Raw genomic sequence first — 14831 nt, 5'->3', positions numbered from 1 at the left:
GACCTTAGCTGTCAGCATACCCCCGACGCATCTCCTCGATCAGCGCCAAGGCCTCGTCCCGGGTGTTGCGGATGTTGGGGCGGAAGCCCTGGGTTTCGGCGCGCATCCGGATGTCGGCCTCGGTTTCCGATCCGGCGGCATAGCGGGCAGAGCCCAAAGAGGCCGCCTGGTTCAGCCGCTTGCCGCGCAGGGCATATTGCCCCCAGGCGGCGGGCAGGATTTCGCAGCCGTTGAGGTTGACCAGAAAGAACCATTTGCGATCAGTCTCTTTGATGCGCTCTTCGATAAAGTCGTAAAAGTCGTTCACGTCCCGGCTGTGATGGAACGTAAAATGCGAGAAATCAGCTTCCATGATGTCGCTTGCCTCGTCAAAGCTGAGACGGCGGACAAAGTCGGACAGCGCGTAATTGGGTTCATGGATCAGTTTGCGACGGCGTTTGCTGGGCAAGTCCTTGATCCGGTCAATCGCGCTGTCGCGGTCGGTAAAGAGGTTGGGATCAAACGCCTCAGTATTGGCCGCGCGCTCGATCTGGCGGCGGGTTTCTTCGGAGGCGTCATATCGGACCGAGCCCATAGAATGCGCCAGGTTCAACGCCTTGCCGCGCCGCGAATAGGGCGTCCAGGCGGGCGGATCAATCCGGGTGCCGTTGAGATTGACCAGAAAGAACCACAGTGGTTCCCTCGTGGCGGCAATGCGTGCCTCCAGTCGGTCATAGAACTGGTTCACAACGGCGGAGTTATCGAAGGTGAAGCCCGAGAAATCGGCCTCCATCGCCTGAATGTCATCGTGGAATGTGATGCGCGCGTCCAGTTCGGCGTCGCTGATCATGGTGTCGGCGTTGGTCGTGGTCATGGGGCACCCCCTTTGAAAACGGCCTGGCAAGGCAAAATGTATGCAAATGTATGCCGTGTCTGCCAAACCTTCCGATTCGCTTCAATTGGTCAACCTGTCGCGCCGTATGGTCCGGGTAGAGGATAGCAATTATGCCCAAGTTTTTTGATGATTTGGAAACTCGCAGCGCTGATGCGCGGCAATTCGCCATGGCACAGGCCTTGCCTGTCCAGATTACCAACGCCCAGGGGCTGCCGGGCTATGGCGTCTCTCTTGCCGGTGTTGATGCGGACCGGATCACACAGATCAGCGACCTGGCCGCCTTGCCGGTGCTGCGCAAATCGGATCTCGGGCGGGCGCAATCGGATTCGGCCCCCTTCGGCGGGCTTACATCGCGTTCACCGCATGAGTTTGCTCATATCTTCCAGTCGCCGGGTCCGATTTATGAACCGGGTGGCGTGGGCCATGATTGGTGGCGCATCGGGCGGTTCCTCAATGCCTGCGGCGTGGGGTCGGGTGATATCGTGCAGAACTGCTTTGGCTATCATCTGACCCCGGCGGGCATGATTTTTGAAAATGGTGCGCGCGCCGTGGGGGCGGCTGTGTTTCCCGCAGGCACCGGTCAGACCGAATTGCAGGCCCGCGCGGCGCATGACATTGGCGTGACCACCTATGCCGGAACGCCTGATTACCTGAAGGTCATTCTGGATAAGGCCGAGGAAATGGGCCTGACTCTCTCGATCACCAAAGCTGCTGTTGGGGGGGGAGCCTTGTTCCCGTCTTTGCGGCAGGAATATGCGGATCGCGGCATCGCCTGCCTGCAATGCTATGCCACCGCTGATCTGGGCAACATCGCCTATGAAAGCGACGCGCAGGAAGGGCTGATCGTGGATGAGGGCGTGATTGTCGAGATCGTCACTCCCGGCACAGGCGATCCGGTTGCCCCCGGCGAAGTGGGTGAGGTGGTCGTGACCACGCTCAACCCCGACTATCCGCTGATCCGCTTTGCCACCGGCGATCTGAGTGCTGTGATGGAGGGGGAAAGCCCTTGTGGACGCACCAATATGCGTATCAAGGGATGGATGGGCCGCGCCGATCAGACCACCAAGATCAAGGGCATGTTCGTGCGTCCCGAACAGGTGGCCGCCCTTGTGTCACGCCACGCCGAAATCCGCCGTGCCCGCGTCATTGCCAGCCGCGAGGGCGAGAGTGATGTGATGACCGTGCAGATCGAGGCCGATGGCGGCGCACCCGAGGCCTATGCCGGATCGGTCAGCGATGTGCTCAAGCTCAAAGGACATATCGAGATCGTCTCGTCCCTGCCCAATGACGGCAAGGTGATCGAGGATTTGCGCAGCTACGATTGAACTATCAAGGCTGATTGTTCCTTTGGCGTAGACATGGCTCTGTGAACAGTCTGCTTTGCGGGACGAAGCTGCCGCAGATTTCACCACCCTAGCCCGGAATCAAGGCGCAGCCGCCGGGCCAGCGCCGGACCGCCCCGCCGGGCTGGCGCTTTGGTGAGGCTGGGTGTGACACAGATAGGATATACGGGCTTTGCAGAGATAAAGTGAACCTCATGACTGTTTGAGCGCCATCCCACGGCCCGGCGCTGGCCCGGCTTAGGTTGAGTCAGTCGCAAATTGCTGCAATGGGCTCAAACCGGACAAGGTCTATCGTTTGCTGCCTGATCTGAGAAGTCAGGTGCGGCATGACCGCGGCGCGCGTCTTTTCTTGCAACAGAAAACCCCGGTCCAGATAGACCGGGGTTTCTTTGACATGCGCGTGGCAGATGGCTTAGCCGACTTTCTTGCCCTTGATAGGTGCCCAGATGCGTTTGTTGGTGAGGTACAGAAGCACCGACAGCACCGTCAGGAAGATCACCCCGGTCAGACCGGCCTGTTTGCGCGCCATCATCTTGGGTTCAGCCGCCCACATCAGGAAGGCCGAGACGTCTTCGGCCATGTGGTGCACAGTGTTGTCGTGACCGTCCGCGAACTCGACCAGTTCATCGCTTAGCGGCGGCGCCATGGCGATCCAGCCACCCGGGAAGGCCTTGTTACCGTAGAACAGCGTACCCGCCTCTTCCTTTTCCTCGCCGGTGTAACCTTCGAGGATCGAGTAGATGTATTCGGGTCCGCCCATTCCTTTGAACAACTGGTTCATTCCCGAGCCATAGGGGCCATGAAACCCTGCACGCGCCTTGGCCATCAGGCTCAGGTCGGGGGCAGTTTCCAAACCCGATCCGGGGAAATGGTCGGTTGGCTTGGCCGGGCGGGTATCGTCAAGCGCAGGGTCGAACACTTCAAAGTTCTGTTCTGCATAGGCCCGCACCTGATCTTCGGGCAGATGCGGTCCACCCTCATCGCCCAGCGTGCGCAGCGGTACATATTGCAACCCGTGGCAGGCCGAACAGACCTCGGTGTAGATCTGCAGGCCACGCTGCAACTGGTTCTGGTCAAACTTGCCGAAGGGACCCTCGAAAGAGAAGTCAATGTCTTCGACGTGACCGGCGCCACCGGCGGCCATGGCCCCACCCGTTGAAAGGGTCAGGGCGGCAACAGCAGCAATGCTTAGTTTTTTAAACATATCCTGGTTCCTTTCTTATTCGGCCGGAGTTTCGGCTTTGGGGTAGTGGGCGTTGAAGTCTTCCTCGATCGTTGCCGGCTGCGGCAGAGGCTTCTCGATAACACCCAGCAAAGGCAGGATGATCAGGAAGTAGAAGAACCAATAGGCCGACGCGATCAGTGAGAAGGTCGCATAAGGTTCCTCGGCGGGCATGGCACCCAGCCACATCAGGACGATGAAGTCGACCACCAGCAACCAGAACCACCATTTGAACATCGGGCGATATCGGCCCGAGCGCACGCTGGATGTATCCAGCCACGGTGCCAGCGCCATCACGACAATGGCGCCGAACATGGCCAGCACCCCAAAGAACTTGGCGTCGATGATGCCGCCGGTGATCCAGCTGGCAAACATCACCACCCAGACATCGCCAGTAAAGGCGCGCAGGATGGCGTAGAAGGGCAGGAAGTACCATTCCGGCACGATATGCGCAGGTGTGACCAGCGGGTTCGCTTCGATATAGTTATCAGGGTGACCCAGATAGTTCGGCATGAAGCCAACGATTGCAAAGAACACAGCCAGAATAACGGCCAGCGCGAAGACGTCTTTGATGACGAAATAGGGCCAGAACGGGACGGTGTCTTTTTCGGCTTCTGCTTTCGAGTCGCGACGCACGTCCACACCGGTTGGGTTGTTATTCCCGGTGGTGTGGAAGGCCCAGATGTGCACGGCCACAAGCGCGGCGATCACAAATGGCAGCAGATAGTGCAGCGAGAAGAAGCGATTCAGCGTGGCATTGTCCACCGCCGGTCCGCCCAGCAGCCAGGTTTGCAGCGAGTCACCGATGAACGGGATGGCGCCGAAGAGACCAGTGATAACGGTGGCCCCCCAGAACGACATCTGACCCCAGGGCAGAACGTAGCCCATAAAGGCGGTGCCCATCATCATCAGGTAAATCAGCATGCCGATGATCCAAGTGATCTCACGCGGGGCTTTGTACGACCCGTAATAGAGACCCCGGAAAATATGCATGTAGACTGCAAAGAAGAATAGCGAACCGCCGTTCATGTGCAGATAACGGATGAAGTGCCCGCCATTCACGTTGCGCATGATGTGTTCGATCGAGGCAAAGGCCATATCAACATGCGGCGTGTAATGCATCACCAGGATAATGCCGGTGACAATTTGCAGCACCAGGCAGAAGGTCAGGATGATCCCCCAAATCCACATCCAGTTCAGGTTCTTGGGTGTGGGGATCATGATCGTGTCATAAAGCAGACCGACGATGGGCAGGCGCGAATGCAGCCATTTCTCGCCGCCGGTCTTTGGTTCGTAGTGATCGTGTGGAATTCCGGACATATGCGCGCTCCCTTATCCCAGTTTGATGGTGGTGTTATCCACCCATTCGGCAGGCGGAACCGGAAGGTTTTCCGGAGCAGGGCCTTTGCGGATACGTCCGGCAAGGTCGTAGTGCGAGCCATGACAGGGGCAGAACCAGCCGTCAAATTCGCCGGCATCGCCCAGGGGCACACAGCCCAGGTGGGTGCAAACACCCATTTGAACAATCCATGCGCCTTCGCCTTCACCTTCTGGCGAGGGCATGACGCGGTTGGCGTCACTTGCCGATGCGGTTGGGTCCAGGTTGGCGTTACGTGCAAGCGGATCCGGCAGATTGCCTTCTGCTTCGGCGTCCTGTTCCTGTGCCTTGGCGATTTCCGCGCCGGTGCGATGCCGGATGAAGACCGGTTTGCCCAGCCATTTCACGGTCACTTGCGTGCCAGGCTCGACACCCGATACATCAACCCGGATCGAACTGAGGGCCTGAACATCTGCCGAGGGGTTCATCTGATTGACCAGTGGCCAGACAGCAGCACCGGTGACTACAACACCTGCGCCGCCGGTGGCGTAGTAGAGAAAATCTCTGCGGGTGCCTTCGTGATCATCTGCGTGGGACACGAGGTTCCTCCATTTTCGAGGCCGTAAGCGGCTCATACACGTTATGGGCCACGGAATCCGTGGCCTGTCCGAGCGAATACTTAGCTTTGCTGGAGCGGGTCGTAAAGTCCGCATTGTTGCAGATGTGATGAGGGTGCGCATCTGTCGCGCTTGAGCGTGGCGGGTTGCGGGTGTAAGCAGGTCTGCGAGCAGTCCTGCACAACTCCCCTACGAGGCCAGCCATGAAGTCACTTTCAGTTACCGCCGTCGCCGCAACCGTTTCGGTTCTTTCAATCGCCACTCCTGCCGCAGCGGAAATGGAGCTTTCACTCTATTTGGGTGTGCAGAGCGTTCAGAGCAGCACCGGATCAGGCACATTGCCCGGCGGCGCCCCGGTCAGCCGCAGCTTTGACTGGGAAGGCAACCCGCTGGACGCACCAATTTATTACGGCGGTCGTGCAATTTGGTGGACACCCGGCAACCTGGGCTTTGGCATCGAAGGCACACATACCAAGGCCTATGCCTCGTCCGGTGATCTGGCCGCTGTTGGCCTCGACCGCTTCGAGTTGTCCGATGGGCACAACATCATTACCGCAAACATCATGAAACGCTGGCCCGGGGCGTTCAAGAATGCGCGTTTCACGCCCTATGTAGGTGCCGGTGTCGGTGTCGCGATCCCGCATGTGGACGCGCAAGTGCCCGGCGCAAGCAACCGGACGTATGACTACGAACTGACCGGTCCGGCCGTGCGTGGCATTGCTGGAATGAAATACGATTTCAACGACAGATGGGCCCTGTTCGGCGAATACCAGTTCACTTGGTCCGACAATGACATCACGATTGATGCCGATCCTCTGGTGGCAGGGCAGGCCGATGGCAAAATCAAGGCCGATATTCTGACCCATGCAGTGAATATCGGCATCAGCTACAGCTTCTGATCGCATGTCAGACCGGGGTCTGAGCCGCCGCGCGCTTGGCCTCGGGTTTTTTGCAATGGCGGTGGCGACAAGCACGCGGGCCGAGACGCCTGTCATCAACAGCGGCCATTTCAATGGCCTCGCGCTTCATGGCTATGATGTGATGACCTATTGGACGGGCGACTCCCCACAGGAGGGCAATCGCGACATCCGCACGACTTATAAAGGCGTCGACTGGGTTTTTGTCAGCGAGGCGAATCGCGCCGCCTTTCTGGAAGACCCTGAAAGATATGCCCCGCAATATGGCGGTTATTGTGCCTATGCAGCCTCGCAGAATGCGATTGCAGATGTGGACCCGCTGGCCTGGCGGATTTGGAAGGGCAAGCTATACCTGAACTATGACATCCGGGTGCGCCGCACCTGGGCAGGGGATATTGATGGTAACATTGCCAAGGCTGACGCCAATTGGCCGGGGTTGATCGGGGCGCAGTAACGACGATCTGGCCTTGAAACCGGGCGGGCCGGGATGAGGGAGATCCGCGTTATCCGCGCGCCCGGTCAGCCGGATAAACCCCAAGCATCGTAATATTGGAGGTGAAATACTCCAACTCTTCCAATGCCAGCTTGACGCCCGGATCATCCGGGTGACCTTCGATATCGGCATAGAACTGGGTCGCGGTGAACGATCCGCCCACCATGTAGCTTTCCAGCTTGGTCATGTTGATCCCATTGGTCGCAAACCCGCCCATCGCCTTATAGAGCGCTGCGGGAATGTTACGCACCTGAAAGACAAAGCTGGTGATCATGCCGTCCTCGCCGCGCCGGGAGTGGTCCATCTCGCGTGACATAATCAGAAAGCGCGTGGTGTTATCGCCCTGGTCCTCAATCTGGCGCGCCAGCACTTCGAGGCCATAAATCTCGCCCGCCAGCTCACTGGCCAAAGCGGCCATTGACGGTTCGCCCAATTCGGCCACATGGCGGGCTGACCCTGCCGTATCAGCACCGGTCACCCGGTGAATGCCGTGTTTTTCCAGAAAAGCGCGGCATTGCCCCAGCAACATTGTGTGGCTCATCGCCTGATTGATCTGGCCAATCTCCGCACCAGGCAGGGCCAGCAGATTGATGTGCACCCGCACGAAGGCTTCGCCAACGATATGCAGGCCTGATTGAGGCAGCAGATGATGAATATCGGCCACCCGCCCGAAGGTCGAATTATCTACCGGTAGCATGGCCAGTTCGGCTGTGCCCGAACGCACGGCCTCGATCGCATCCTCGAAGGTGCGGCAGGGCATGGCCTCCATCTCGGGATAGGTGTCACGGCAGGCCTGATGCGAATAGGCCCCCAGCTCGCCCTGAAAGGCTATGCGCTTGGTCATCTGAAAATTCCTGTCGATCTGCCCTTGCCCGGGCATTTGGTCGCGCAAACTACACCTTGCGTCCGCCCGAGGGAAGCGGATAGATAACCCGAACAGATTCAGATGAGAGCGCGCCTATGTTCGACACGATGACAATGACAAAGCTTGCCGGCGGCCTTTTTGGGGCTCTGCTGGTCTTCTTGGTGGGCAAATGGGTGTCCGAAGAGATTTATGCCATGCACAAAAGCCACGGTGACGATCACCACGCGCAGGCTTACGTGATCGACACCAGTGACGGCGACGGTGCTGAGGAAGAAGTGGAAGAAGTGTCTTTCGCCTCTCTCATGGCAGCGGCCGATATCGACAAGGGCGAAAAGGTCTTTGGAAAGTGTAAGGCCTGTCACAAGCTTGAGGCCGGCGCCAATTCGACTGGTCCTTACCTATACGGCGTCGTAGGCCGCACCGTCGATACGGCAGAAGGTTTCGGATACTCTGGCGCGCTTGAAGAGGTTGTCGAAGTCTGGACCCCGGAAGAGTTGTTCAACTTCCTGGAAAACCCGAAAGGCTATGCGCCCGGCACAACCATGGCTTTCAATGGCCTGAAGAAGCCGACTGATCGCGCCAACCTGATTGCCTTCCTCGACATGACCGATGGCGACATGACCGAGATCGCGATGCCCGAGGAAGAAGCGGCTATGGAAGAGCCTGCTGCAGAAGAAGCAGTGGAAGAAGCTGCCGCCGAAGAGCCCGCCGCGGAAGAAGCGGTGGAAGAAGCCGCCGCTGAAGAGCCTGCGGTGGAAGAGGCAGCTACCGAAGAAGCAGCAGCGGAAGAAACCGTTGCAGAGGAAGCGGCGGCCGCGGAAACCGAGACCGAAGCCGCAACCGGGGAAGCGACAGAGGCTGCCGAGACGGAAATGGCCGCAGTCGAAGAAACGGCAACTGAGGAAGCGACCACTGAAGAGGCGGTTGTCGAAGAGGCTGCTGCCGAGGCATCTGGCTTTGCTGCGCTGGTGGCGGCTGCGGATATTGCGGCCGGTGAAAAAGTCTTCAAGAAATGCAAGGCGTGTCACACGCTGGAAAGCGGCAAGAACCGGGTTGGCCCTTATCTGACCAACATCGTTGACCGCGATGTCGCTGCCTCGGAAGGCTTCAAGTATTCCAACGCGATGGCAGATTTTGGCGGCACATGGACCTACGAGAACCTGGACGCATTCCTGACCAAGCCGAAAGACTTCATGCCGGGCACCAAAATGGCGTTTAACGGTCTGAAAAACGAAGAAGAGCGCGCCGCGGTGATCGCTTATATTCAAAGCGGCGGTTGATCTTTCCCGCGTAAGAAATTGTCAAAGGCTGCCATCCCACCGGGTTGGCGGCCTTTTCCATGGCGTATCGGTGTTTTAACGCCCCCTCACGTTTACGTGCTTGAATGTAAGGTGCAGCCTCATTTAGCTTGCTAGAAGTGGAAAAAAACCCACATGAAGAGGCGACAAGAGGAGATGACCATGAGCGGACAGCGCAACCGGGCCCAGACCCGAGCGATCCCGAAATCGACGTCGATCAGGGCAATTGTTGCGATGTTCATGCTGGGGGTTGCCGCGCTGATGGCCCAAGCCGCGCTGGCGCAGGACAAGATCATCAAATCTCATGGCTATTCTTATTTCGGCGATCTCAGCTATCCACCAGATTATCCGCATTTCAACTATGTGAACCCCGATGCGCCCAAGGGTGGAGAGATTTCCATCGCCCTCTCTGGCAGTTTCGACTCGATGAACCCCTACACCCGCAAGGGCCGCTCGTCGGCTCTGGCGACGGTGATGTATGAAAGCCTGCTGGGCCAAGTGCTGGCAGGAAGCGGATCATTGCCTGCCGATAATTTCCGCGAGATGTACGGTCTGTTGGCCCACACTGTCGAATATCCCGAAGACAAATCCTGGGTGATCTTTCACATGCGTCCCGAGGCCCGGTTTTCCGATGGCACTCCGCTAACTGCGCATGATGTGTTGTTCAGCCACAACCTGCTTTTGGATCAGGGTTTGAAATCCTATGCCGAGGCAGTGCGCAAGCGCATTCCCAATGCCGAAGTGCTCGATGATCACCGGATCAAGTTCTATTTTGCAGATGGCATCTCACGCCGGTCCCTGATTGATCAGGTCGGCACGGTGCCGGTCTGGTCCAGGAAGTGGTACGAGGAAACCGGTGCCAAGCTGGATGAAAGCCGTCTAGAGGTCTCGCCCGGATCGGGGCCGTATGTGATCGACAAGGTTGACGTCAATCGCAGCGCCACGTTCAAACGGAACCCGGGCTATTGGGGTGCGGATCTGCCGATCAACAAGGGGCGGCACAATTTCGATCGTATCCGGTTGGAGTACTTCGCTGATTCCACCGCTGCCTTTGAAGCCTTCAAGGCCGGTGAAGTCACCTATCGTACGGAAGCTGATCCCAAGATCTGGGCCAGCGCCTATGATTTTCCGGCCGTGCAGAATGGCAATGTCGTGAAGGCAGAGCTGCCCGATGGCACGCCGCCCAACATGACCGGGATCGTGTTTAACCTCGGCTCGGATGTGTTGAAGGATAAACGTGTGCGCCAGGCGATCGCGCTGGCGTTTAATTTCGAGTGGACCAATGCCTCGCTGCTCTATGGACTTTTTAGCCAGCCGCGCTCGTTCTCGCATGGCACCCCGCTTGAGGCCAAAGGTTTGCCGGAAGGCGCGGAACTGGAATTTCTGCAATCTCTTGGCGATGTGGTGCCTGCGGATGTGCTGACCACCGAGCCGCCGGTGCCGCATGTGTCCGACCCCGAGCGGCTGAACACGCGGCGCAACATGCGCCAGGCGCTGAAATTGATGGGCGAAGCCGGGTTCAACGTTGGCGAGGACGGCAAGTTGCGCACACCTGATGGCACGGTGTTGCGGCTGGATTTCCTGCTGAGCGCCTCATCTTCACCGACGAATCAAGCGATTGCCGAGAACTTCGTGGCCAACCTGCAAAAACTGGGGATCGACGCGCGGCTTGAGACAGTCGATGCCGCGCAATACACAAAGCGTGAGCGGGATCGCGATTATGATCTGGTGTTCGACGGGTATCCGGCCCTGCTGGGTACGGGGACCGGACTGGCACAGCGCTTCGGGTCCGAGGCGGCAGAGTACAGCTTGTTCAACCCTGCCGGACTGGCCAGTCCGATGGTGGATGCGATCATCGAAGCCTCGCTTCTGACCGCCACGCAAGACGAGGAAGACATGACCATCCGGGCACTGGATCGCGCCTTGCGGTACGAGTTTTTTCTGATCCCCGATGGCTATGCCCCGGATCACTGGGTGGCATATTGGGATATGTATGAGTACCCCGAAACGCTCCCGCCTTATGCGCTGGGGACGTTGGATTTCTGGTGGTACAACGCCGAGAAAGGCGCGGCGCTGAAAGCGTCCGGCGCGCTGAGGTAACAGCCCCATGGGCGCCTATATCCTGCGCAGATTGCTGCTGATCATTCCCACATTGCTGGGGATCATGATCATCAATTTCACGCTGGTGCAATTCGTACCCGGCGGCCCGGTTGAACAGGTCATCGCCCAGATGCAGGGCGAGGGCGATGTGTTTGGTGGCTTTGCGGGTGGCGGCGAAGATGCGACGCTGCAAGAGGGCGACAGCGCGGATTACGTGGGTGCGCGGGGCCTGCCTGCGGAATTCATCGAAGAACTGAAGGCACAATACGGGTTGGACAAACCCCCGCTGGAACGGTTCCTGGGCATGATGTGGGACTATATGCGGTTCGATTTCGGGGAAAGTTACTTCCGCTCTATCGCCGTGACCGACCTGGTGCTGGAAAAGATGCCGGTTTCGATCTCACTGGGCCTGTGGTCAACGCTGATTGCCTATCTGATTTCCATCCCGCTGGGCATTCGCAAAGCGGTGCAGGATGGCAGTGCCTTTGACAGCTGGACCAGCGGCATCATCATCGCCGCTTATGCTATCCCGGCGTTCCTGTTCGCGATCATGCTGGTCGTGCTGTTCGCCGGTGGCAGTTACTGGCAAATCTTCCCCCTGCGCGGCCTGACCTCGGACAATTTTGATCAACTGACCGTTCTCGGGAAAATCGCTGACTACGCATGGCACATGGCGCTGCCGGTTCTGGCGTCGACCATCGGGGCCTTTGCCACACTAACCTTGCTGACCAAGAACAGTTTTCTGGATGAAATCAAGAAACACTATGTCATGACCGCGCGCGCCAAGGGGCTGAGCGAGAGCGGCGTGTTGTATGGCCATGTATTCCGCAACGGCATGCTGATCGTGATTGCGGGTTTCCCGGCGGTATTCGTTGGCGTGTTCTTTGGCAGCAGCCTGTTGATCGAGACGATCTTCTCACTCGACGGATTGGGCCGCCTGGGGTTTGAGGCCGCAGTCAGTCGGGATTACCCGGTGATGTTCGGCACCTTGTTCCTGTTTGGCCTCATCGGCCTTGTGGTCAATATCCTGTCAGACCTGATGTATGTGCTGGTCGATCCGCGCATCGACTTTGAAAAGCGGGAGGGATAGATGGCGCTGTCTCCTCTCAACCAACGCCGCTGGCGGAATTTCAAACGCAACCGGCGGGCATTCTGGTCTCTGATCCTGTTCTCGATCCTTTTCTTTATCACGCTGCCGGCTGAATTCGTGGCCAACGACAAGCCGATTCTGGTGAAATATCAGGATGGCTATTACACACCGATTTTCCGGTTCTATCCCGAAACCGCCTTTGGCGGGGATTTCCAGACCGAGGCGATCTATCGTGATCCCGAAGTGGCTTGTCTGATTGCCTCCGGCGGGCTGGAAAGCTGTTTTGACGACCCCGAAGAGGTGATCGCCGATAGTGCGGATGGCATTGTCGGTGGGACCGAGATTAAGAAGGGCTGGGCGCTGTGGCCGCCGATCCCTTACAGCTATGACACCTCGGTGGACCGTCCGGGTGCGGCCCCGCTGCCTCCGAACGAGCAAAACTGGCTGGGCACGGATGATACCAAGCGCGACGTGCTGGCACGGGTGATCTATGGCTTCCGATTGTCGGTGATGTTCATGCTGGTGGTGACATTGGCGTCAACCCTGATCGGCATTTTTGCCGGGGCTGTCCAAGGGTATTTCGGTGGCAAGACAGATCTTATTTTTCAAAGGATTATCGAGATCTGGGCCTCGACCCCACAGCTTTATGTGATCATCATCCTGTTCGCGATTTTACCGCGAAGTTTCTGGTTGTTGGCGTTTATCACGATCCTCTTTGGCTGGATGACATTGGTGGGGGTGGTGCGCGCCGAGTTCCTGCGTGCGCGCAACCTTGAATATGTGCGTGCGGCTAAAGCGCTGGGCGTGTCCAATCTGACCATCATGTTCCGTCACATGTTGCCCAATGCGATGGTTGCCACCTTGACGATGATGCCTTTCGTGATCACCGGTGCGATTGCGTTGTTGGCGGGTCTCGATTTCCTCGGCTTTGGCCTGCCGTCCAGCGCGCCGTCATTGGGTGAACTTACGCTTCAGGCCAAACAGAATTTGCAGGCGCCCTGGCTGGCCTTTACCGCGTTCTTTGCCTTTGCCATTTTGCTGTCGCTGCTGGTCTTCATCTTTGAAGGCGTGCGGGATGCGTTTGATCCAAGAAAGACATTTGAATGAGCCTTCTGGAGGTCAAAGACCTGGCCATCGCGTTTCGCCAGGATGGGCAGATAACCCCATGTGTGCATGGTGTCTCGTTCACCGTTGATCGGGGCGAGACCGTTGCGATTGTCGGCGAATCCGGTAGCGGCAAGTCGATCACGGCGCTCAGCACCGTGTCACTGCTGGGGTCATCGGCGCAGGTTTCGGGTTCGGTCAAATATGACGGGCAGGAAATGATCGGCGCGTCAGACAAGATGCTGCGCAAGGTGCGTGGCAACGACATCAGCTTTATCTTTCAAGAGCCGATGACCTCGCTCAATCCGCTGCACACATTGGAAAAGCAGATCGCCGAAAGCCTGATGCTGCACCAGGGCCTGACCCACGAAGAGACCCGGCCGCGGATTATAGAATTGCTGCAGCGCGTGGGCATTCATGAACCTGAAAACCGCCTTGGGTCCTTTCCTCATCAGCTGTCCGGGGGGCAACGCCAACGCGTGATGATTGCCATGGCGTTGGCCAACAAGCCCGACATCCTGATCGCGGATGAACCGACAACGGCGCTGGATGTGACCATTCAGGCGCAAATCCTCGAACTTCTAGCCGAGCTGAAACGCGAAGAAAACATGGGGCTGTTGTTCATCACCCATGATCTGGGCGTGGTACAACGGATTGCCGACAAGGTCTGCGTTATGAAGGACGGGGTGATTGTCGAGGCCGGGCCAACCGCCGAGATTTTCGCCAACCCGCAGCATGAGTATACCCGCAAGCTGCTGAATGCGCGCGCCGTTGGCGTGCCCTCGCCCGTGCCTGCCGGGGCGAAAAAGCTGGTCGAGACGCAGAATCTGAAGGTCTGGTTTCCCATTCAGCGCGGGTTCATGCGCAAGGTGGTGGGCCATGTGAAAGCGGTCAACGATGCGACGATCTCCGTGCGTGCGGGCGAGACGTTGGGCATTGTCGGAGAAAGTGGATCGGGCAAGACCACGTTGGCGCTGGCGATCATGCGTCTGATCGCATCAGAGGGGAAAATCCTTTTCGACGACGAGAACGTGAATGGCTGGTCCACGCGAGAGTTGCGGCGTCGCCGCGCGGATATGCAGATCGTGTTTCAGGATCCGTTTGGCAGCCTGTCCCCCCGAATGACCTGTGAACAGATCATCGCCGAGGGTTTGGGCGTGCATGGCAACCCCGATGGGCGGGCCGAGCGCGATCTGGTTGCCGAGGTGATGCGCGAGGTCGATCTGGATCCCGCCACGATGGATCGCTATCCCCACGAGTTTTCAGGTGGTCAACGACAACGCATCGCCATCGCCCGTGCGATGATCCTGCGGCCCAAGATGGTGGTGCTGGACGAACCGACATCGGCGCTGGATATGACGGTACAGGTGCAAATCGTTGATCTGCTGCGTCGTTTGCAGGTGAAATACGGGTTGGCCTATCTGTTCATCAGTCACGACCTGCATGTCGTACGGGCGATGAGCCACAATATGATCGTGATGAAACGTGGTGATATCATCGAGGCCGGTGAGGCGGGCGCCATGTTTGACGCGCCGCGGACCGAGTATACCAGAACGCTGCTTCAGGCGGCGCTGGACGTGACGACCTGAA

13 protein-coding genes are annotated in these 14831 nt (G+C 58.2%); 8 read left to right on the top strand and 5 right to left on the bottom strand.

Annotated features, from left to right (window positions below; genetic code table 11):
- Positions 1-4: 4 nt before the first annotated feature.
- On the bottom strand, positions 5-853 hold the full coding sequence (locus tag V6N02_RS10745; protein WP_371225580.1) for a hypothetical protein: 849 nt from the start codon (positions 851-853) through the stop codon (positions 5-7).
- Between the two features lie 131 nt (positions 854-984).
- Here V6N02_RS10745 and V6N02_RS10740 point away from each other — a divergent pair, with 131 nt between their 5' ends.
- Complete coding sequence (locus V6N02_RS10740; protein ID WP_371225579.1) at positions 985-2199, top strand: phenylacetate--CoA ligase family protein; 1215 nt, start codon at positions 985-987, stop codon at positions 2197-2199.
- A 430-nt stretch (positions 2200-2629) separates the two neighbouring features.
- On the opposite strand, the gene V6N02_RS10735 is transcribed toward V6N02_RS10740, so the two are convergent.
- The 3 genes from V6N02_RS10735 to petA are packed head-to-tail and all read right to left on the bottom strand — an operon-like array spanning position 2630 to position 5356.
- Positions 2630-3421, bottom strand: coding sequence for a cytochrome c1 (locus tag V6N02_RS10735; protein WP_371225578.1), 792 nt, complete (start codon positions 3419-3421; stop codon positions 2630-2632).
- A 15-nt stretch (positions 3422-3436) separates the two neighbouring features.
- Positions 3437-4759, bottom strand: coding sequence for a cytochrome b (petB, locus tag V6N02_RS10730; protein ID WP_371225577.1), 1323 nt, complete (start codon positions 4757-4759; stop codon positions 3437-3439).
- A 12-nt stretch (positions 4760-4771) separates the two neighbouring features.
- A complete protein-coding gene (gene petA, locus V6N02_RS10725) occupies positions 4772-5356 on the bottom strand; it encodes a ubiquinol-cytochrome c reductase iron-sulfur subunit (protein ID WP_371225576.1) in 585 nt (194 codons plus the stop codon).
- A 221-nt stretch (positions 5357-5577) separates the two neighbouring features.
- On the opposite strand from petA, the gene V6N02_RS10720 reads away from it, so the two are divergent.
- A complete protein-coding gene (locus tag V6N02_RS10720) occupies positions 5578-6273 on the top strand; it encodes an outer membrane protein (protein WP_371225575.1) in 696 nt (231 codons plus the stop codon).
- A gap of 4 nt (positions 6274-6277) precedes the next feature.
- Positions 6278-6745, top strand: coding sequence for a YHS domain-containing (seleno)protein (locus V6N02_RS10715; protein ID WP_371225574.1), 468 nt, complete (start codon positions 6278-6280; stop codon positions 6743-6745).
- Positions 6746-6794: 49 nt separating this feature from the next.
- Here the strand turns inward: V6N02_RS10715 and V6N02_RS10710 are convergent, their stop codons facing one another.
- A complete protein-coding gene (locus V6N02_RS10710) occupies positions 6795-7628 on the bottom strand; it encodes a prephenate dehydratase (protein ID WP_371225573.1) in 834 nt (277 codons plus the stop codon).
- A gap of 134 nt (positions 7629-7762) precedes the next feature.
- Here V6N02_RS10710 and V6N02_RS10705 point away from each other — a divergent pair, with 134 nt between their 5' ends.
- From V6N02_RS10705 to V6N02_RS10685, 5 genes are all read left to right on the top strand, one after another.
- A complete protein-coding gene (locus V6N02_RS10705; protein ID WP_371225572.1) occupies positions 7763-8929 on the top strand; it encodes a c-type cytochrome in 1167 nt (388 codons plus the stop codon).
- Positions 8930-9103: 174 nt separating this feature from the next.
- A complete protein-coding gene (locus V6N02_RS10700) occupies positions 9104-11047 on the top strand; it encodes an extracellular solute-binding protein (RefSeq protein WP_371225571.1) in 1944 nt (647 codons plus the stop codon).
- Between the two features lie 7 nt (positions 11048-11054).
- Complete coding sequence (locus tag V6N02_RS10695; RefSeq protein WP_371225570.1) at positions 11055-12137, top strand: microcin C ABC transporter permease YejB; 1083 nt, start codon at positions 11055-11057, stop codon at positions 12135-12137.
- Positions 12138-13244, top strand: coding sequence for an ABC transporter permease (locus tag V6N02_RS10690; protein WP_371225569.1), 1107 nt, complete (start codon positions 12138-12140; stop codon positions 13242-13244).
- On the top strand, positions 13241-14830 hold the full coding sequence (locus V6N02_RS10685) for an ABC transporter ATP-binding protein (protein ID WP_371225568.1): 1590 nt from the start codon (positions 13241-13243) through the stop codon (positions 14828-14830). Before V6N02_RS10690 ends, V6N02_RS10685 begins: the two co-directional genes overlap by 4 nt.
- Position 14831: the final 1 nt, after the last annotated feature.

Source organism: Roseovarius conchicola, assembly GCF_041403425.1.
Taxonomy (GTDB): Bacteria; Pseudomonadota; Alphaproteobacteria; order Rhodobacterales; family Rhodobacteraceae; genus Roseovarius; species Roseovarius conchicola.
Note: the sequence above shows the minus strand (reverse complement) of the source record. Positions and strands in the feature narration are given on the sequence as shown.

What these genes read in the sequence shown, in the direction of transcription:
- V6N02_RS10745 (WP_371225580.1), bottom strand. Translation starts at nt 853, where the DNA reads ATGACCACGACCAACGCCGACACCATGATCAGCGACGCCGAACTGGAC.
- V6N02_RS10740 (WP_371225579.1), top strand. Translation starts at nt 985, where the DNA reads ATGCCCAAGTTTTTTGATGATTTGGAAACTCGCAGCGCTGATGCGCGG.
- V6N02_RS10735 (WP_371225578.1), bottom strand. Translation starts at nt 3,421, where the DNA reads ATGTTTAAAAAACTAAGCATTGCTGCTGTTGCCGCCCTGACCCTTTCA.
- petB (WP_371225577.1), bottom strand. Translation starts at nt 4,759, where the DNA reads ATGTCCGGAATTCCACACGATCACTACGAACCAAAGACCGGCGGCGAG.
- V6N02_RS10720 (WP_371225575.1), top strand. Translation starts at nt 5,578, where the DNA reads ATGAAGTCACTTTCAGTTACCGCCGTCGCCGCAACCGTTTCGGTTCTT.
- V6N02_RS10715 (WP_371225574.1), top strand. Translation starts at nt 6,278, where the DNA reads ATGTCAGACCGGGGTCTGAGCCGCCGCGCGCTTGGCCTCGGGTTTTTT.
- V6N02_RS10710 (WP_371225573.1), bottom strand. Translation starts at nt 7,628, where the DNA reads ATGACCAAGCGCATAGCCTTTCAGGGCGAGCTGGGGGCCTATTCGCAT.
- V6N02_RS10705 (WP_371225572.1), top strand. Translation starts at nt 7,763, where the DNA reads ATGACAAAGCTTGCCGGCGGCCTTTTTGGGGCTCTGCTGGTCTTCTTG.
- V6N02_RS10700 (WP_371225571.1), top strand. Translation starts at nt 9,104, where the DNA reads ATGACCATGAGCGGACAGCGCAACCGGGCCCAGACCCGAGCGATCCCG.
- V6N02_RS10695 (WP_371225570.1), top strand. Translation starts at nt 11,055, where the DNA reads ATGGGCGCCTATATCCTGCGCAGATTGCTGCTGATCATTCCCACATTG.
- V6N02_RS10690 (WP_371225569.1), top strand. Translation starts at nt 12,138, where the DNA reads ATGGCGCTGTCTCCTCTCAACCAACGCCGCTGGCGGAATTTCAAACGC.
- V6N02_RS10685 (WP_371225568.1), top strand. Translation starts at nt 13,241, where the DNA reads ATGAGCCTTCTGGAGGTCAAAGACCTGGCCATCGCGTTTCGCCAGGAT.